Annotated in this window: 17 protein-coding genes and 2 pseudogenes; 13 read left to right on the top strand and 6 right to left on the bottom strand. The window is 39.2% G+C overall.

The window, feature by feature from the left end; all coding sequences use genetic code 11:
• Positions 1 to 261 precede the first annotated feature (261 nt).
• The 7 genes and pseudogenes from glmS to cas5 all read left to right on the top strand — a co-directional run bounded on the left by glmS (position 262) and on the right by cas5 (position 8,185).
• Positions 262 to 2,133 carry a glutamine--fructose-6-phosphate transaminase (isomerizing) gene (glmS, locus tag RMX89_RS00355; protein WP_322687526.1) on the top strand — a complete coding sequence of 624 codons (1,872 nt, stop codon included), beginning with the start codon at positions 262 to 264 and terminating at the stop codon, positions 2,131 to 2,133.
• Between the two features lie 482 nt (positions 2,134 to 2,615).
• Positions 2,616 to 3,212, top strand: a pseudogene (locus RMX89_RS00350) (DUF262 domain-containing protein); the annotation flags it as partial.
• Positions 3,198 to 4,310, top strand: a complete 1,113-nt coding sequence (locus RMX89_RS00345) for an HNH endonuclease family protein (protein WP_322687609.1) — start codon at positions 3,198 to 3,200, stop codon at positions 4,308 to 4,310. The pseudogene RMX89_RS00350 and the gene RMX89_RS00345, both read left to right, overlap by 15 nt.
• A gap of 127 nt (positions 4,311 to 4,437) precedes the next feature.
• Entirely contained in the window at positions 4,438 to 4,932 is a 495-nt protein-coding gene (gene cas6 / locus RMX89_RS00340; protein ID WP_322687608.1) for a type I-MYXAN CRISPR-associated protein Cas6/Cmx6, read from the top strand.
• A gap of 103 nt (positions 4,933 to 5,035) precedes the next feature.
• Positions 5,036 to 6,526, top strand: coding sequence for a type I-MYXAN CRISPR-associated Cas8a1/Cmx1 (gene cas8a1, locus RMX89_RS00335; RefSeq protein ID WP_322687525.1), 1,491 nt, complete (start codon positions 5,036 to 5,038; stop codon positions 6,524 to 6,526).
• A 56-nt stretch (positions 6,527 to 6,582) separates the two neighbouring features.
• Positions 6,583 to 7,557, top strand: a complete 975-nt coding sequence (locus tag RMX89_RS00330) for a DevR family CRISPR-associated autoregulator (RefSeq protein ID WP_322687524.1) — start codon at positions 6,583 to 6,585, stop codon at positions 7,555 to 7,557.
• A 1-nt stretch (position 7,558) separates the two neighbouring features.
• Complete coding sequence (gene cas5, locus RMX89_RS00325; protein ID WP_322687523.1) at positions 7,559 to 8,185, top strand: type I-MYXAN CRISPR-associated protein Cas5/Cmx5/DevS; 627 nt, start codon at positions 7,559 to 7,561, stop codon at positions 8,183 to 8,185.
• A gap of 293 nt (positions 8,186 to 8,478) precedes the next feature.
• Here cas5 and RMX89_RS34410 read toward each other — a convergent pair whose 3' ends face one another.
• On the bottom strand, positions 8,479 to 8,640 hold the full coding sequence (locus tag RMX89_RS34410; RefSeq protein ID WP_416211953.1) for a hypothetical protein: 162 nt from the start codon (positions 8,638 to 8,640) through the stop codon (positions 8,479 to 8,481).
• A gap of 313 nt (positions 8,641 to 8,953) precedes the next feature.
• Between RMX89_RS34410 and RMX89_RS00320 the strand changes: the two are divergent.
• Positions 8,954 to 10,039: pseudogene (locus RMX89_RS00320) on the top strand (ISKra4 family transposase).
• Positions 10,040 to 10,166: 127 nt separating this feature from the next.
• Here RMX89_RS00320 and RMX89_RS00315 read toward each other — a convergent pair.
• Together RMX89_RS00315 and RMX89_RS00310 are read right to left on the bottom strand one after the other, a co-directional pair.
• Complete coding sequence (locus RMX89_RS00315; protein WP_322687522.1) at positions 10,167 to 10,313, bottom strand: hypothetical protein; 147 nt, start codon at positions 10,311 to 10,313, stop codon at positions 10,167 to 10,169.
• Entirely contained in the window at positions 10,310 to 10,549 is a 240-nt protein-coding gene (locus tag RMX89_RS00310; protein WP_292736648.1) for a hypothetical protein, read from the bottom strand. The genes RMX89_RS00315 and RMX89_RS00310 overlap by 4 nt, the downstream gene beginning before the upstream one ends.
• Positions 10,550 to 10,679: 130 nt before the next feature.
• Between RMX89_RS00310 and RMX89_RS00305 the strand changes: the two genes are divergently transcribed.
• Together RMX89_RS00305 and RMX89_RS00300 are read left to right on the top strand one after the other, a co-directional pair.
• A complete protein-coding gene (locus RMX89_RS00305; RefSeq protein ID WP_322687521.1) occupies positions 10,680 to 10,817 on the top strand; it encodes a hypothetical protein in 138 nt (45 codons plus the stop codon).
• Positions 10,818 to 10,827: 10 nt separating this feature from the next.
• Positions 10,828 to 12,729, top strand: coding sequence for a TnsD family transposase (locus RMX89_RS00300; protein WP_322687520.1), 1,902 nt, complete (start codon positions 10,828 to 10,830; stop codon positions 12,727 to 12,729).
• Between the two features lie 103 nt (positions 12,730 to 12,832).
• On the opposite strand, the gene RMX89_RS00295 is transcribed toward RMX89_RS00300, so the two are convergent.
• Complete coding sequence (locus RMX89_RS00295; RefSeq protein WP_322687519.1) at positions 12,833 to 13,135, bottom strand: hypothetical protein; 303 nt, start codon at positions 13,133 to 13,135, stop codon at positions 12,833 to 12,835.
• Positions 13,136 to 13,331: 196 nt separating this feature from the next.
• On the opposite strand from RMX89_RS00295, the gene RMX89_RS00290 reads away from it, so the two are divergent.
• Positions 13,332 to 13,589, top strand: a complete 258-nt coding sequence (locus tag RMX89_RS00290; protein ID WP_094343937.1) for a hypothetical protein — start codon at positions 13,332 to 13,334, stop codon at positions 13,587 to 13,589.
• Between the two features lie 277 nt (positions 13,590 to 13,866).
• Here RMX89_RS00290 and RMX89_RS00285 read toward each other — a convergent pair whose 3' ends face one another.
• A complete protein-coding gene (locus RMX89_RS00285) occupies positions 13,867 to 14,436 on the bottom strand; it encodes a hypothetical protein (RefSeq protein ID WP_322687518.1) in 570 nt (189 codons plus the stop codon).
• Between the two features lie 771 nt (positions 14,437 to 15,207).
• Here RMX89_RS00285 and RMX89_RS00280 point away from each other — a divergent pair.
• Together RMX89_RS00280 and RMX89_RS00275 are read left to right on the top strand one after the other, a co-directional pair.
• Positions 15,208 to 15,423 (top strand): hypothetical protein, encoded by a 216-nt coding sequence (locus RMX89_RS00280; protein ID WP_322683236.1) that lies wholly within the window; start codon positions 15,208 to 15,210, stop codon positions 15,421 to 15,423.
• Positions 15,424 to 15,516: 93 nt separating this feature from the next.
• A complete protein-coding gene (locus tag RMX89_RS00275) occupies positions 15,517 to 15,765 on the top strand; it encodes a hypothetical protein (RefSeq protein ID WP_322687517.1) in 249 nt (82 codons plus the stop codon).
• 482 nt (positions 15,766 to 16,247) lie between these two features.
• Here the strand turns inward: RMX89_RS00275 and RMX89_RS00270 are convergent.
• Positions 16,248 to 18,383, bottom strand: a 2,136-nt coding sequence (locus RMX89_RS00270) for a DUF4114 domain-containing protein (protein WP_322687516.1), incomplete at its 5' end; no start/stop codon positions are given.

Genomic DNA, 18,383 nt, shown 5'->3' with positions numbered 1-18,383 from the left:
GTAGTCTGCCAACCTAAAAATGTTAAGTGGAGGTTGGGTAAAGGTTAAAGGGACTCATGGTAAGGGATAAAAAACCTTTCCCCCTGCCCCTTATCCCCAGAGGGTACCCCACCTTCCCCCTTACCCTTTTCCCCGCTTGCGTTGCCAAGGCGAACTACTAGTGGTAGGGGAGTAAATCACTCCCTTTTTCTTTGCAAAACGTCCACTTTATGCTACCTACTATACTGGATTTAATCATCCTGAAAAAAAGTGGCGTGAAGAATGTGCGGAATTGTTGGATATATAGGCACTCAAGCAGCGACAGACATTTTACTAGCTGGACTGGAGAAACTAGAATACAGGGGCTACGATTCGGCTGGAATCGCCACTGTTTGGGAAGGTGAGGTAAATTGTGTGCGGGCAAAGGGTAAACTCCATAACCTGCGTTCTAAACTGGAACAAATAGAAACCCCTGCCCAAATTGGTATTGGTCATACACGCTGGGCAACTCATGGCAAACCAGAAGAGTATAATGCCCATCCCCATTTGGATACAGCAAAGCGAGTGGCAGTGGTGCAAAATGGCATTATCGAAAACTACCGCGAGTTACGCGAGGAACTCAAAGCTAAAGGACACGAATTTCGTTCTGAAACCGATACCGAAGTCATTCCCCATCTAATAGCCGAGCTTTTAAAGAATCTTCCCCCTTCATCTCCCTTCATCGACGCAGTTCGCCAAGCCGTTAACCATTTGCGTGGAGCGTTTGCACTTGCAGTTATTTCTGCTGATTTCCCCGATGAATTGATTGTTGTTCGCCAACAAGCACCTTTAGTAATTGGTTTTGGTCAAGGGGAGTTATTTTGTGCCTCTGACACACCTGCGATCGTTTCTTACACCCGTGCAGTACTACCTCTGGAAAATGGCGAAATTGCCCGCCTCACACCTTTGGGCGTTGAGATTTACAATTTTGCTGGCGACAGGTTGAAAAAACAACCCCGGCTGCTCAACTTCAATCCGGCAATGGTAGAAAAGCAGGGATTCAAACATTTCATGCTCAAAGAAATTCATGAGCAACCAGGAGTAGTAAGAGCGAGTTTAGACGCATACTTTAACCCAACCGAATCTACCGAATCACCAATCAATCTTGGTTTACCTGAAGATTTATATACCGATTTAGAACAAATTCAGATCGTCGCCTGTGGTACCAGTTGGCACGCAGCATTAATTGGAAAATATTTAATTGAACAATTAGCAGGAATTTCAACTCAGGTGCATTACGCTTCTGAGTATCGCTATGCACCATCACCCGTGACGGCTAACACCTTGATCGTTGGCGTTACCCAATCAGGTGAAACAGCCGATACCCTAGCAGCTTTGACGATGGAAAAAGAACGTCGCCAAGGGAAAGAACCCAAATATCAAGCGCGACTACTGGGCATTACCAATCGTCCTGAAAGCAGCCTTGGTCATCTAGTACCTCATGTCATCAGTACCCTAGCGGGAATTGAAATTGGGGTGGCGGCGACAAAAACTTTTACTGCTCAACTGATGGCGTTTTATGCTTTGGCATTGGATTTAGCAGCTCGTCGTCAGACAGTTTCAAAAGATACACTAGATCAAATTATTAATGGGTTGCGACAGATTCCCAAAGAAATTGAGGCGACTTTGGCAAATCAGGAAAGTTTAACTGAACAGCTAGCCCATGAATTTGCTGAAACTCAAGATTTCATTTTTGTGGGTAGAGGAATTAACTTTCCCATTGCTTTGGAAGGGGCATTGAAATTAAAAGAAATCAGCTATATTCATGCCGAAGGGTATCCGGCTGGAGAGATGAAACATGGCCCGATCGCACTTTTAGATGCGAAAGTACCAGTAGTTGCGATCGCAATCCCTGGTAGTGTTTACGAAAAAGTTATTTCTAATGCCCAAGAAGCCAAAGCTAGAGATTCTCGGTTAATTGGTGTTACCCCCGTCAACGATGGCGAAGCTGCGGAAATCTTTAACAATCTTCTTCCCGTCTCTCATGTGGAAGAATTACTTTCTCCGATTTTGACAGTAGTTCCTTTGCAATTATTGGCTTATCATATTGCCGCCCGTCGCGGTTTGGATGTCGATCAGCCAAGAAATCTCGCTAAAAGTGTTACGGTAGAATAATTTATACTACTAAAGCAGTAATTGTACTGTAATTTACATGATATTATTGCTGGATGGTTAAATTTTAGCACATCCAGCAATTTTTTTGAGGTGATATCTGGCACAAGAGGCTATATGTCTATACAATCACAAAATGATTGACGTTGGGCTTTAACCTTGAATAAATCAATTTTTATACTAAAGCGATGCAAAAAACGAACTTATGGTTATTAGAGGAGTAACACTCACTGGTAAGTGGTCAGAAAAAACAGAACGTAAAAAACGGCAATAGGGCGACTTTATATTTTGAGCAACCCATTTGGGCATCTGCCAATAAGCTACAAAGTCATATCGACGCAGCAGAGTTTATAACAGTTTACAATAGTAGGTAATTTATGAATCAACAAACAATTAAATCCTTAGATCTAACTATTGACAAATTATTTGATGACTTCTACAGTATACCACCTTATCAAAGAGAGTATGTTTGAGAAGAAAAGCAAGTAGAACAACTTTTGTATGATGTACATAAAGAATTTCCTCCCCTTGAATTTCGTCATAAATCAGATGATTATTTTATTGGTAGCATTGTCGTTTGCCCTAGTTCTGATGGCACTAACAATCTTTATGAAGTAATTGATGGACAACAACGAATTACTACTGCTCACATTTTCTCTTGTGTTGTTAAAAACTATCTTATAAAGTTAGAAAATCATGCTGCTGTTGATAGCATAAAAACTCGGATATACGGAATAGATACAGATTCTAACGGGTTTGATGTACCTCTGTACAAAGTAGCACTTCAGTATGAAGATAGTAGCAAAGTTTTAGACAAGTTTGCAGATGATAATTTTGATTTAGAGCAGATAGTTGATAATACTAAATCTGCCCAGAATCTGGTCAATGCTTATGGGATAATTTACAATTTTATTTCCAATGAATTTGGGCAAGATGAAAGTGAATTAAGGAGATTTTACTTACATTTTACGAAAAAAGTAAAACTTGTACGTGTTGAAACAGCAGATGTTAATCATGCATTACGAGTTTTTGAAACTCTTAATGATAGAGGTGTTGGTTTAAATCCTATGGATTTATTAAAGAACCTTATGTTTAAACAAGCGAATATAGAGAACTTTGAAAATATTAATACTCAATGGAAAGAACTAAATGATGCAATACAATCAGCTAATGAAAAACCTTTTAGTTTTCTGCGTTACTTTATTTTTTCAAATTTTGATGTTAAGCGTGATGATGTACAAGAAGAAAAAGTTTATGAATGGTTTTTGAACAATAACTCAGTGTGTCAATATACGGAAAAACCAATTGAATTCGTAGAAAAGCTACGTAAATCTGCTAACGCATATGCTTCTTTTATTAAAGGAAAAAATACAGATGGTACAAATAATTGTTATTTAGCTAACATTAAACATTTAACTCCTAATTCTAGACAACATATGAGTCTATTATTAACAGGTCTTGAGTTACCAAAAGAATTATTTATAGAATTATGCCGCCAGCTCGAAAATACACTTTTTGCTCTTATTATTACTGGGAAAAAGCTGAATGAACTAGAACGCACTTTTATTGAATGGTCTAGTGAAATCCGCAAAGTAAAAGATGCTGATACCTTACATCAGTTCGTAAATCAGTACATTTTACCCATTAAGCGAGATCTTAGACAAAAGTTTGAAGAAATATTCCTTAGCCTACAAGAAAAAGATTTGCCAAAATATCGATTAAAGTATATGTTGGCAAAACTTAGTCAGTATATTAATGAAAAAGCATTTGGTAGTGAAGAAAATTGGATAAATTTAAATACATTCATTCAGAATAAAATAGAAATAGAACACATTTTACCTCAAAAACCTGAGCAAGCTATTGTTGAGGATTTTGATAAGCCAAATGAAATAACAAAATATATATCTAGGCTAGGTAATCTGACTTTATTAGAAAAGACTATAAACGCCTCCATTGGTAGGGGCACATTTTCCGAAAAAAAGGCTGCTTATCCGCAGTCTATTTTCTTGTTAACTAGGTCAATAACAGAGAAGCCTGTACTTGGAACTAATACAGCTATTAATCGAGCAGTTCAAGACCCTAAGGAATTTACAATTTGGAATTCTCAAGCTATTGAAGAGCGTCAGAAAATGCTCACTGATTTGGCAAAACAGGTTTGGGATATGGATCAAGCAGTTTAAGAAGTCACTTTAGAGTCAGCTACATTGGAATATGCTTTTGAAGACATTGTGGCTTCTAAATAAAGAATGGTTATTGTGATCGCTCATTTTCAATCCCAAATCCACGACATGGATAATACATTAGGGTATTTACACTATTGCAGGTATTCCCAGCGAGGATGGTCAGATTCATCTGACTGATAATTCCAGGCTTCAGATTCGCCTACCTGTGGACAAAATCAGTCTAATCTATCCGTTAGCAGGGAAGTCGCTGAAAATTGGTAAGCATACAATTCGCTTGGGGATTCCTGAAATTTATTTGCTTGAGCCTGCTGAGAGATTGCGATCGCGTATAGTGATTATCCAGGCTTATCAAGAACCGGAGTCGTTTTTAGCAGCAGCACAGCGTCAGTTAGAACAACTGGGTATCCAGGGGAAAGCCTTTATTACCAAAAATACTGATGGTAGCCCAAAACGTAGAAGTATCAAAATCAAGCGCTTTACGGTTGTGGGTTTTGGATTAGAAATCATTAATCTCAACAATGAAGATTCGCTAACATTGCTGAGATATGGCATTGGGGGAAAACGTAAGATGGGCTGTGGCGTTTTTGTGCCTGTGAAGATAAAGGGAAACGCAAGTTAAAGCTGGTTTTGACTACTACCCAATATAAGTTTGAGAGTATTTCCCAGAAATAAATAAGATATCCGTAGTAGCTAGTGTTGTCAACCCCAAAATTCAGTTAAATTTGGGCGATCCAAGCATAACTTGGATACATCGTGCTGGCATAGCAGGGCTGTGGATGACGCTCAAGCAACTAGAAAAACTATACCCAATACCTGCAGAACGACCTGGTAATTTAACTTGGTTGCTGACTACTCGCAGCATCAGCCTCGAATGGCAAGGGCAGGATTTCGTAGTTTTAGACTGGCTGCTAAAGCAATCCTTTCAGATTAATAAAGAAGGTCTAATTTCGCTGACAGGCTTAAATACGCATTCAATCAATATTGAAACCCAAATTAATATTCACTTGGGAATAACAGGAACGTTTCTCCAACATAACCAAGTTTTTAAATTTGATGGGGGTAAATCCTGGTCATTAATAGTTGATGGTATAGAAATCGATGTCGAGTATAAGAAAGCAGTTTCCTATGCTCATCAAGATTTTGCTAAACAACTCTGTGATAAACAAGGTCAATTATTTGGAGAATCAATTGGTGTAGCAGGGTGGCTATATCCGGGATCTGTAGTTCGTCATGTTGCTTTTACAAAAAAGACTAAGTTTGAAGAGAAACCACAATTGGCTTTTGCTCTTTTATATGCTCTTGTTGCTTGCCACTATTTTGTTTTGCGATCGCATACGAAACTGGAACTTACACAATATGCCTTAGTCATACCTGAAGTGGTTGACTTAGAAATTTATGCCCAGGAATACTGGAATTTGGGAAACTTAGATTACAAGGATTTCCATGTATCTAGCTTAGGAGATGCTGCATTAAGATTCCTTACTTGCGAAACAATTATAGAACTGGCTATACCCAATCAAGTAAAACGATGCCAAGTAATATTATTTGGAACGGTAGTTTGGTCAAAGCAGCAAAAAACTCGCATAGAAATAGCAGTGGTAGAAACAACTGAAATAATAGATTTTATCTATAAGCTTAGTCGTATTTATTTTCCCAAGTACCAAATTATTAAATATAAAAATAAAAATATTATCATTAGCGATGTGTTTACGGGAACAATTGCCGATAACTTAGTAAAAGGCTTTCCTTGGTGGGCTAATTTATATACAATCTTTAAAAATAAAAGTTTATTTAAATTTATTACTAATGATGGAGTTTATAAAATGATTCAAAACGCTGAATGGAATCTAGAAAGTCAAAAACTCTTCATTAAAGCTTGTCATGAGGCATTGAAGAAAATATACGCTAAAATTTATGGACGAACAAATGAAGGTCAATATGCTCAAATCGAGCGAGAAAATATACGTATTTTATCGCAACTAGGACGTTGTACAAATGCTGAAAATTTTCGGAAATTTATTGCGGAGTTTTGGGGAAGAGCAGGTCAACTTTCCATTTTAGAAAAACACTGGGAAGAATTACTGCCATTAACTTCTGGGATAATGGATTGGAAAGTTGCCAGAGATTTAACTTTTATTGCGATTGCTAGTTATCCAAAAAGCAATGTGGTTGAGAAAAAAATATTGGAAATCTCTGATTCTAATAGTGAATAATTACACATTTTTTTGCTTAATAAAACACAAAATATGAATTTAGTAGGCAATTTTAAATGTTTCATTTATTCGGTAATATTTTGACTAGCTATGGAACCGCAGCTAATAATCGTGGGGAAAATGAAGGTAATATAACTCCCTTACAAAAATTGAATTGGAAAGGTGAAGTTCATACTATTATTTCATCTGAGGCGATTCGTTGGGCATTACGGTACTACTGGCAAAATGTTGGCTATCCGGTGAATCGACGTTGGGATGAGAACGCTCAACCAGTAGCGGATCATATTTGGCAAGACCTCAACTTTGATGATATTCGCTTCATTGATGATGATGTTTTGGGATTTATGCAGGCTGAAGCAGCAAAAGTGGAAGCGTCAGATGAGTCTGGAGGCGATGCCGAGGAAGCATCTCAAGATGAGAACAAAAAAAGTTCTAAAGGTAAGGATAAGCAAACTTCTCCACGTAAGGGCAAGCAAAAGCCTAAAGGAAAAATAACTGCTAGACGAGGTGTATTAGAAGTTACTCGTGCAGTATCAATGATACCTTTTATGGGAGACATTACCTTTAATGCTGTTAGTGGAGTAAAAAGACGAAATTCTCTTTATGCCACAGAGATTCATGCTACTCGTTATCAATATGGTTTTGCATTGACACCTGATAGCCTCAAAGAGAAATCTCGCATCCATGCTGTTCTAGATGGTTTGATTTCGATTGGTGAAGTGGCGGGAAATCATGCCCGTTTTTTGTATGATTTCTCCCCTGAAAGTATTGTACTGCGGTGGACACATGATTTTTCCCCTCGTTTTCTATATTGCTTTGAGCAAGACGAACTGGGAAATATGTCAGTATCCAACTTAGTGCGACAGGTAGAGGTAGGAGATATTGATCCCAAAGAATTATGGATTGGAGGCTTAATTTCTCAGGGTTTAGAAGATTTGGGAGCAAATGTGTTTCCTGGAGTGAAGTCGGCGGTCAAAGCATTAAAACAGGTCATTGCTGAAGATTTGCAGTTGTCATCGGGGAGCGATTAACATGATGACAATTGCTTTGAAAGTTGAAGTACCTATTGCTTGCTTTCGTCAATCCCGTGCTAGAGAATACGCTGAAACGTATCCAGTACCTCCACCTTCTACGGTGTACGGGATGTTGCTTTCTCTGATTGGTGAGATAGATCGTTATAAACATTGTGGAACTCAATTAGCGATCGCGCTCTTGTCTAAACCAGAAAAATCTATTATAATTCGGACTTTTCGCAGGTTTAAAACGAAAGATATCCACCACCCTAAGAATGCTAAACCTGATTACCAAGAGTTGCTAACGAACGTTGAGTTTGTAGTTTGGGTGAAAACAGACAAAGCAAAGCCTACTTTAGCAGAACTTTTGCAGCAGGCATTTGCGAACCCAGCTTCTATCAATCGATTTGGTGGACTGTGTTTAGGTGAAAGTCGGGATCTAATCAATACTGTTACCCTTTTACCTGAGAAGTATCATGGTGAGTCTTTGTGGTGGTTAGTTACAGATGAAGATGGTTCGCTAACCCTACCTTACTGGGTTGACCATGTTGGGTCTAAGAGAACACGCTGGCAGTGTTATGAGCTTCAAGAGTCCCAAATATGGCAACCACCGGATTTATCGTGGACTACAATTCAAACTAGTTGAAAAATGAGGATATTTAGATTTTGACAAGCATATCTGCTTGTTGAGCCGACATAAAGAGATAAAAAGTCGGTATTCTCTACTGAATCAGCAATTCAGCGTTTTCATTATGATTAAGGATGCTTGCAATTCCTCAGAAAGTTCCAACAATAAGCCTTCTGGGTGTTGTTAAGCTAGCCTAGCCCATTAAATTTTGCAAATTTAGTGCCTCCTAATGACAGGTGCTTGTAAGATTATCTAGAAGACTTGATGGATTAAGATGTTTAGCCATCGCTGTTCTTTAACATTAGATGTCGTCAGACGTTGAGCAGTATGCGCTCTTTACGTACACAAATACCAAAAATCTGTTCTTTAACATTAGATGTCGTCAGACGTTGAGCAGTTGTCAAAAAGATAAATGTTGAAGGAACGCTGTTTCGTTCTTTAACATTAGATGTCGTCAGACGTTGAGCAGTCATATTCTGGTTGAGCCAAGCAGATTATCGAAACGTTCTTTAACATTAGATGTCGTCAGACGTTGAGCAGAAACGTGTTGATGCCGTCATCAACACCGCCGTCACGTTCTTTAACATTAGTTAGATGTCGTCAGACGTTGAGCAGTCGGGAGCTTTGAGTGCTGGGGAATGCCCAAACTGAGTTCTTTAACATTTAGATGTCGTCAGACGTTGAACAATGGGATATGGGGTAAGCGGAACGGGAGCATCCACTTTTGGAAGATATACAAATTCTGGGAGAATATAACAACAGATAAAACCGTGTGCCTCAATAACTATGAAGCAGGATAAACAAGAACGGCTTAAAGCGTGCTTAGAAGAATTGGCAACATTGTTATATGAAGAAGCAGACAAAAGCCAGCTAACAGACCTCGAAGGGATAGAAAAAACAGTTCGCAGTCAAATATTAGAGCTAGTTAGCCCAGAAATAGCCTTTTTTTGATCGCAAACAAAACAGGGACAAAGGTAGGTAAAACCAGGAAAATCAAAAGCCTGGTTGGAGAATTGAAATTAAAGGCGAAACAGATACATAGACTGGGTTTGAAACCTAGAAGTCGGCTAAGTCCTTTACTTCAAAAGTGTTGTTTGAGACTATCAGCCAACGAATCATACCAAAATGCCGAAACCGAAATTGAGGCATTAACAGGAGTCAAAGTTGGTCACTCAACGCAGCAAAAATTAGTTATGGAACAAGATTTTCAACTGCCACAAGCACTTCAAGCTATATCAGAAGTGAGCGTGGATGGAGGAAAAGTAAGACTACGAGGTAAACCTCATGTCGGTTGTCACTGGCGAGACTATAAAACTGTTCGTCTACAAGGGATTTACTACGGCGCATTTTTCGACTCAAACCAATCATTAATTGATTATGTCAATAGTCAGCGTTTGGTTGACCCACTTGTTTGCTTGGGAGATGGCCACGATGGTGTATGGAATTTAGTCAAGGAGTTTGCGTAGGCGTAGCCCGTCGTAGACATCGCTAGCCAAAGATGGGAAATTTTAGATTGGTTTCATCTGGTGGAAAATCTTTATAAAGTTGGCGGTTCTTTAAAGCGGCTTAAAGCTGCTGAGACTCTGTTATGGCAAGGTCAGGTGGAGTCTGCTCAGACTTTATTTACTAATTGTCGAGGTAAACAAGTTAAGAACTTCTGTGCCTACTTAGAAAAACATCGCTCTGGCATTGTCAACTACAGCTATTACCAGGCTGAACAAGTCTGTTCCATCGGTTCTGGAGCAGTTGAGTCTGCGATTAAACAAATTGGGACAAGGATTAAAATATCTGGGGCACAGTGGAATGTTGAAAGTGTCAATCAAATTCTTTCTGAACGCTTACGCTTATCTCAATGGTTTACTTGCTATTTGAGTATTTCTGCCAAAACTGGATGCTCCCAGCGGAACCCTTGGTACAGTATTCTTTAACATTAGATGTCGTCAGACGTTAAGCAAGATTTTGCTGCTCGCTCCCATAGCTGATACTTCAAAAACCTCCCTCAACCCTTTTCATGCGAAATTTTTGTGCGGATTTGTTCCCATTGCTCAATCTGCTTCTGTAGTTGCAACTTGCGATCGCCCTCAACTGCACCAAGACCAGTAAACAAACCCTGATCTTTCAACTGATCGCTGTAAATAGCAATCAATTCAGCCAGTGCTTTTTTATAGCTTCCATCTCCTCCTCAGTGAAGGAATTTATATCTAGGCAAATCAGTCGTCTGCCAATTCTCTCTACAAGCTCCGACCTGCTTATATCAAAATTGGAAGCGATCGCATCTAATCCTTCAATACCAGTGGGAGTAAGGGCTAGGTTGACCCTTTTCTTCACCTCGTCGTACATCTCTGGTACGTCTTTTTGTCCTTTCTGCCCTTTCTTTCCCATTAGTACCCAGCTATTACACACCTCCTAAATCATAGTCAACAGCAAGGACTACAGGTAGATTCTATAAATTGCTCAAAAATACTTAGTTATTGTGTAATACCTGAACTGTTGATAATATAAGTGTTGTGTAATGCCTAAAACTTTGATGATAAAGGGCAAAAATCCTCATAATTTTGTTGGCTGTGCAGAGAAAGGTGTGGAAGGCGATCGCCACAAACTTGAAACACTTTGGAATTTACAAAAATATTCTTTTCAGGTTTCAACATAAGAAAGAATCTATGCTTGGCTTTTTCCCAGCCCCTTATCCAGATGAAATTTTATACAGTATCTTGGCTCGTTACCACATTAGGAGTGGTAACACAAGTCCAAAAATAACTCTAACAGAGCTATTTAATTCTCAAGATGTAATAGCTACTGTTGACTTACCTTCTAACCTTAATTTGTTGATTGAAAATCTACAACTTATCTCGAATTATCAAGTAGAAGATTTGATATATAAATATACCCTCTATCCTTTCTACAGTGTTTTCCTACCACCAAAAAGAGCCAGTCAGGTGATGGAGTCTATGAAAGCAGATTTCGGAGGAGATATTCATACCAGAACCGGAATTATGGCGAGTTCGTTGAAGATGCAGAGGTATCTGCGATTTTGCCCGAAATGTTTGGAAGAAGATTTGCAAAAGTATGGAGAGTCCTACTGGCATAGACTACATCAAACACCAGGGGTTCTAGTTTGCCCAGTTCATGGTGTGACTTTGCAAGATAGCACAATTCCTATGCAAGGTTTTAACAGGCATGAATACTATGCTGCAAGCCAAGAAAACTGTCCTATTGTACCGATACAACAGACTTACAGTCAAGAGACTTTAAAAAAGTTGCGACTGCTGGCTCAAGATATTTCCTGGTTGATAACTAGTAATCTTTCCTCTAGAGAACCAGAGTGGTTTCAAAGAAAATATATAGCTTTATTGATTGAAAAAGATTTTGCAACGGCAACTGGGCGAGTAAACCAGAAGAGACTACTAGATAATTTCTTATTCTTTTATGGTGCTGAAGTGCTTGAGGCTATTAACTCAATGGTGAATTACGAAAATGAGCAAAACTGGCTATTCAGCATTGTTAGGAAGCATAGAAAGTCATTTCATTCCATCAGACATCTACTGGTAATTAGATTTTTGACGAATTCTATCGAGGAATTTTTCAATACGGATTATCAGTATAAACCTTTTGGTGAGGGGTCTTGGCTGTGTCTAAATGCTGCGGTAGACCACTACCTCAAGCCAGTGATAACTAATCTTGTTGTCACTCACTGTTTGGATAATAAAAAGCCGTTAGGTACTTTTTATTGTTCCTGTGGGATGGTTTATTGCAGAACTGGCCCTGATGAAACTGATGAAGATAAGCAGCGAATTGGCAAAGTCTTGACATACGGTCAATTCTGGGAGCAAAAGCTAAAAGAACTGGTAGAAATCCAAAAGTTAGGTCTACGGGAGACAGCAAGACAACTCAAGGTCGATTCCAGAACAGTAAAACGCTATACTGCCATACTTAAGCTAAAAACTTTTTGGAAATCTTCACAGGAAAATCAGCTAGTAGACTTAGAGGAAGTTTTAGACTCAAATCTAAATTTAGCCAGCGATCGCAAAGTAAAATTCAGGGAAGTTTGGAAAGCTTTACAAAAGCAGTACCCAGAGGCATCGAAAACTACTCTCAGGGCATTAGCTAAGGCAACCTATATTTGGCTATACAGAAACGATAAAGAGTGGCTCAACAAAAATTCGCCTTCTTTAAAAATGCCTGTCCCTTGCGTCGGTAAAGTTGACTGGGTAGAAAGAGACAAGCAAGTTCTCGAAAAGGTAAAAAATGCTGTGCGATCGCTTCTGAGTGCAGAAAAACCCGCGAGAATAACTCTTGGCAAGATAGGCAAAGCTATTGGGTTACTGGCACTACTCGAAAAACATTTGTCAGAAATGCCAGTGACTAAGGTTTATTTAGAATCAGTGACAGAAACTGTAGAGGATTTTCAGATTCGGCGTATTAAGTGGGCAATTCAGCGGCTTGATGATTGCGGAGAAGAAATTCAGCCTTGGAAGGTGATTAGACTGGCTGCGCTACGAGAAAATTGCTCACAAAGAGTACAAGCAGCTCTAGAAAATGAGCTTTATAAGCAACCGAATTAAATTAATAACACTTTTTTGATAATAGTTTTGTTGATCAAAAGCTCCAAACAAGAAAGAGACGTGTTAAATTCACGTCTCTAAATGATAGGAAGAATACTGGGTTCTAAGCTACATCCGCGACCAGTAAGCCGTTGACAGCAACAATCAAAAGCAGTGCTGAATCAGAAGTATCACAGCAGTGTCTTTTATCGCTATTACAGGGTTGTGCTACCCATTTGCTTTCAATATTCTGGTAAAAAGTTCCCAGAAGTTGGGAACCGTTCCAAACTCGATACAGTTCTCCCAATTCATCTGGTACTGAGTCAATTTCAATTTCTGGTGCTGCTACGTCAGCTAAGTAGTCAACATATCCCTCAAACTCTGCTTGAGCCGAGGCTTGGTTGTCAAATTCATCTTGTACAATCATCTGAGTAACCTCATTGATGGGGTTTAACAAAAGGTGATCGCAATCTTTGGACGGAGGGCGATCGCCTTTGTCTTGTTACTATATTGTAATTACTTGTTATTACTAAAACAATAGCGTTACTACAAAATTTTCAAAATTCGCCACAATTAAGGTAAATAGAGTTATTACAGATTGAAAGTTTTCAGCAGAAACTAGTATGGCAAAGCGGCAGACAACGAAATTGAGCAATCAGATTATTGTCAGAATGGATGATGAGACAAAGGAAGCTTTTATGAATAAAGCTAAGGCTGAAGGCAAGACAGCTTCAGAATTGATCATGGGATGGATTCGTTCTTACATGGCTGAAGAACTCCAAGGAACTCCAGACTTAGCCAAAATGCAAGCGGACTTGGAGAATCTAAAACAACAAGTTGCTGCACTCCAAAATGAATACTTGGGAAAATTAGCAGCCTGAGAGAAGAGAACGATTCTCTCAGGCTATGGATAGATCAAATTATCAGTTCTGCCCCTAAGAACCCAAAAAACCCGTCAGATGCCTGACGGGTTTAGTTTTGTTAAGGAGATTAACTATGGGAAGAAGCACAGTTACTACAAGTAATAACTATGTATTAACTATAAATAAGACTGCGATCGCACTCAAATCCGTTAACCCACAAGACTTTCCCTGACTTCGCTGGGTGTAACTTAATGCTTTACCTCATTACTATCTAACAAGTTTATCTACCTCAACTTTATTCTTGTTCAAATCCCTGATTACTAAATTTGAGAACCCGACAATTCTCGCTGACTGTGCGAATCACGTTCTCTGGAACTCCTTCAGGGACAGTGACCTGAAGTTCTAAGGTAATTTCTACTTCAGCATCTACTAAACTACTGAGGTGTTGAATAACCTCGTCTGCTATCTGTCCTATGTCACGTCTTAGCCGCAATGCGTCCAATTTGACTGAACCATAGAAACGTTTTGGTGGAACTATGACAGCAGAGGAAGCATTATCTGTTATTACAATGTCAATAGTTTTTTCTTTTTCAATCTTGTAGCTTCCTGTTTTTTCTTTAAATCCTGGTGGAGTTACTTTAGCAGCAGCATCTGCCTCAAACTGGCGTTGCGCTACTTCTGGCTTAACTATCAGATTTTGACTGCTAAGGGTTACGGTAATGTGTTCAGCTGCTTTCAAACCAAGATAACGTCCTTTGGATTCATCCCAGCCAGTGGCATAAGCAAAGTTTTCATTCCACAGTAACGCTGCAACTCCTTCTGCGATCGCGCACAGAGCGATACCTATAAAACCGACTGTTGTCAAAAAAACCGTATTCTAAAATACATTTTTTAGAATACTCCTTCAGCAACTATAAATAAGTAAAACTAATTAATAACCGAAAAAGTTAAGGTAACGCGCCTACCAAAAGATAGTTCTGGATATGTAGTATGCAATTTGTGTAAAGTAAAGTATGGAGGTAAAGAAGCAAAATTGAGAATTATTTAGTTGGGTTATGAATGCAACGGAGCCAGTTCTAACTGATAGTAAAACCTTAAACGAAGTAGTTAACTGTTTAACAGAACATATTCCAATTCAAACTCAAGGAAAGTGTGAAAAAAAAATATCTTTGAGATTTTAATTCGAGCAGCCACCCAAAGCGATAGTATCGAAAACACAACGAAAGTCTTAAAGAATGTTCCTACCAGTAACGATATTCGTTACCATTTAGATAAATATTCAAACATTAAATCTTTAGAATCAGACTTAAATACAGCAATTCAAAGCCGCTTACCAGATGGAATCCGACAAGGTAAACAAAAAATTGCTATCGATTTTAACTTAATTCCATATTATGGTGAACCCTCACCAACCGAAGCACCATATATTTATAGAAGTCAAGCTACAAGTGGAACTTGTTCTTTTTACGCCTACGCTACTGTCTATGTAATTAAGAGGAATAAACGAGTAACTTTAGCTATCAAAGCTCTTCAACAACAAAATACGAAGGCAGCAATTATCACTTATCTTTTATCACTGATTGAGCCTTTGAATCTTCAAATCGAAAGATTGTATTTAGACCGGGAATTTTTCTGTGTGTCAGTCATCAGATGGTTGCTAGTTTTGGATATTGCTTTTGAAATACCAGTGATTATTCGAGGTAAAAATGGAGGTACTAGACAATTAATTAGAGGTCGGCGCAGTTATAAAACAACTTACACTTTAAACAGTGATAAATATGGCTCATGTACTTTCCCAGTTTGGATAGTTTGTACATATAAAAACGGTAAAAGACGAGCGCACGGGCGATAATTTTTTATTTATGCTGTTTATAAAGTTAAGTTGTCATTACATTCAATACATGACGACTATCGTCTCCGTTTTGGAATTGAAAGTAGCTATCGGATGAAAAATCAATGTCGGATTAAAACAACTATCAAAAATCCAACAATTAGATTTCTATTTGTAGCTTTAGCTTTTTTAATTATTAATGTTTGGATTTATCTAGTCTGGCATTATCTCAGCCGTTTAAAAAAAAGTTCAAGACAAGTTTTCTCCCATCTATTTACCCTTAAACAAATGCTTGAGTTTTTAGGTCAAGCAGTAGACCACAATTATGGAGTTGCCTGTGAAATTTACTTGCCATCTGGCTGATTTTAGTTGATTTTGGGGTTTATTGATAATTTAATCTTATCATTTAGCCAAGCAATCAGCTTTTGTATATTTCCCCCGAAAACGGTATCACAGGCTACCATGTTTTAGCGAGCGCCAAACTTTTCGGTCTACTAAATTTTGGCTTCTGGTATTCCCAAGCAAAAATCAAGAACTGGTAAGGCTTCTGGAAAACTTTTCGGTCTACTGACTTTGCTGCTCCTGAAAATCAAGATTTAGGAGTTGTCAAAGCCTTACGAAAACAAGTCTCCAGGCTGGATTTATCCCCTTTTCCTGCACCCTCTTGACAAATGTGCAATTACTTAACCTCTCACGAATGGGTTACATGGGTACATTTATGCAAATATAAAAGCCTGTATTGCTCTCAACACAGGCTTTTGAGGTCTATTTAGTACATTCGTACAGAGGGAAGTTCAGCTTAACCTCTCACGGATGACCCAAGAGCGATCGCAAAAGTTTTCGGTCTACTGAATATTCAAATTGACATGCACAATCATATCGTTGAAATCTTTGTCACCACCATTTGCTAAATCCTCAAAACCAAAGGTGTTATTTTCTAGCAGACGAATGTGATCTGTCTTGTCTGAGTTAGCACCCAAAAATGCGAAGTATATTGCTGGATTGTTATTCGCATTGCTATCAAGAATGGCATCAGGTCTACCATTAACAATAATAAACGGTGCATACAGAGAATCAGGTGCGATATTCCCAGAGTAACTTGCTGTACCTTGGTTATTCCCCGTCAAGTCTATACCTGCAACACTTCCACGGATAGCAGCTTCGGCATAACCAGCTTGCCCTACGAGAATATCTGCTGTACCATCCCCGTTGGTGTCGATACCACCATTTGTATCAGCCACTTTATAGAAACCGATAACATCATCGTATGCAGCTTCTCTATTGACTACAAAATCAGCTTTTACCTGTTGTGTCACACCACGTAAATCAAGGAGTTCTCCTTGTTGGTTTCCTTGTAAACCTGTACCCAAAGGCAAATTTTTATCTGTTGCCTGAATGTTGAACATCAAATCCTTGAATTCACTGCTGTTGCTAGCTTTCCAAGACAAGGAGAAGTTATTATTACCTGAGCTTGTAACTTTAAGATTTGTCGGATCGGAAATCAGTACATCTGTAACAGCAGCTTGTCCAGCCAAGATATTATCTATGGTATTATCGCGTACTAAGTAAAATTTTAGCTGTTCGCCAGAAGTAAATTCCGACAAACTAGCTAAATCAGCATTGAATCCAATTGGATACTTGGTAAGTGAGGAGAGAATCACCTTGGATCGTTTCAAAGCTGCTTCCACGTAACCAGGATCGCTAGAGGCAATACCTTGAATTCTCCCTTGTTCATCATCTACAGCAAATACTCCCAATTCATAAACATGATTAGAACTTTGTCCTGTCAGTTGGACTGAAAGTGTTGCTTTTTCGCTATTACCTTTACCTTTAATAGTAAAGATATCGTTATTAGCATTCTTTATCAGGGTTGGTATGTCGTTAATACCTCCAGAAGAAGTACCACCTCCAGAAGAAGTACCACCTCCAGAAGAAGTACCACCTCCAGAAGAAGTGCCACCTCCAGAAGAAGTACCACCTCCAGAAGAAGTACCACCTCCAGAAGAAGTGCCACCCCCAGAAGAAGTACCACCTCCAGAAGAAGTGCCACCTCCAGAAGAAGTACCACCCCCAGAAGAAGTACCACCTCCAGAAGAATTGCCACCTCCAGAAACTAATGGATCGGTGATGTTAGCAGTGACTGTGATGGGATTGAGTCCAAGCAAAGAGACACCATCGATTGCAATTGTGGCGCTGATTATACCTTTGTTATCAGTATCAGCTTCTGTCTTACCATCATCAATGGCGCTGACGGCGACGGATAAGTTTTCGGTAGATTTAGTTGTGTCGATAGCTATAGCAACCGGATTATTTGAACCGTTTAAGTTCAGTTGACCATCGGAATTACTAAGGATGACCTCAGCTTTAGCTCCCGGCAAGAGTACACCACCCGGCAAGAGCGCAAGGAGGTCAGTTACATTAACACTCACCCCTAAAGTATCTGTAGCACCGCCTTCTGTCAGAGGGTTTGTTATTCCTGTTAAAGTAATCGGGGAGACAATTGCTGGAGGTGTTACCGGATCGAGGATATTAGCAGTAACATTTGCAGACAGTAGGGAGGAAATGGGGTTAAGAATAGCCTGGAGAGTAGGGTTACTAGTTGTAATTGTGGCGCTAATTGTACCAGTCTGATTAGTTTCTGTCAGATTATCATTGATGGCGGCGATGGTGACTGAGGGGAAAACTTGGGTGGTTTGAGTCGGGTCGATAGTTAAAGTCACCGAGGAGTTTGAACCATTCAAGTTCAGTTGAGCATCGGGAGTCAGAGTCAGGTTGATTGGCACTCCACCATTAACCAAAGTCGTGCCGGCAACACCGAGACTACTAAGTAGGCTGGCGACATTAACACTCACCCCTAAAGTATCTGTAGCACCACCTTCTGTCAGAGGGTTTGTTAGTCCTGTTAAAGTAATCGGGGAGACAATTACTGGAGGTGTTACCGGATCGAGGATATTAGCAGTAACATTTGCAGACAGTAGGGA

The organism is Nostoc sp. DedSLP04 (genome assembly GCF_034530775.1).
Taxonomy (GTDB): domain Bacteria; phylum Cyanobacteriota; class Cyanobacteriia; order Cyanobacteriales; family Nostocaceae; genus Nostoc.
The sequence above is the reverse complement of the archived record's forward strand: the minus strand, read 5'-3'. Positions and strand labels throughout refer to the sequence as shown.

What these genes read in the sequence shown, in the direction of transcription:
- glmS (WP_322687526.1), top strand. Translation starts at nt 262, where the DNA reads ATGTGCGGAATTGTTGGATATATAGGCACTCAAGCAGCGACAGACATT.
- RMX89_RS00345 (WP_322687609.1), top strand. Translation starts at nt 3,198, where the DNA reads ATGGATTTATTAAAGAACCTTATGTTTAAACAAGCGAATATAGAGAAC.
- RMX89_RS00330 (WP_322687524.1), top strand. Translation starts at nt 6,583, where the DNA reads ATGTTTCATTTATTCGGTAATATTTTGACTAGCTATGGAACCGCAGCT.
- cas5 (WP_322687523.1), top strand. Translation starts at nt 7,559, where the DNA reads ATGATGACAATTGCTTTGAAAGTTGAAGTACCTATTGCTTGCTTTCGT.
- RMX89_RS34410 (WP_416211953.1), bottom strand. Translation starts at nt 8,640, where the DNA reads ATGACTGCTCAACGTCTGACGACATCTAATGTTAAAGAACGAAACAGC.
- RMX89_RS00310 (WP_292736648.1), bottom strand. Translation starts at nt 10,549, where the DNA reads ATGGGAAAGAAAGGGCAGAAAGGACAAAAAGACGTACCAGAGATGTAC.
- RMX89_RS00305 (WP_322687521.1), top strand. Translation starts at nt 10,680, where the DNA reads ATGCCTAAAACTTTGATGATAAAGGGCAAAAATCCTCATAATTTTGTT.
- RMX89_RS00300 (WP_322687520.1), top strand. Translation starts at nt 10,828, where the DNA reads ATGCTTGGCTTTTTCCCAGCCCCTTATCCAGATGAAATTTTATACAGT.
- RMX89_RS00295 (WP_322687519.1), bottom strand. Translation starts at nt 13,135, where the DNA reads ATGATTGTACAAGATGAATTTGACAACCAAGCCTCGGCTCAAGCAGAG.
- RMX89_RS00290 (WP_094343937.1), top strand. Translation starts at nt 13,332, where the DNA reads ATGGCAAAGCGGCAGACAACGAAATTGAGCAATCAGATTATTGTCAGA.
- RMX89_RS00275 (WP_322687517.1), top strand. Translation starts at nt 15,517, where the DNA reads ATGAAAAATCAATGTCGGATTAAAACAACTATCAAAAATCCAACAATT.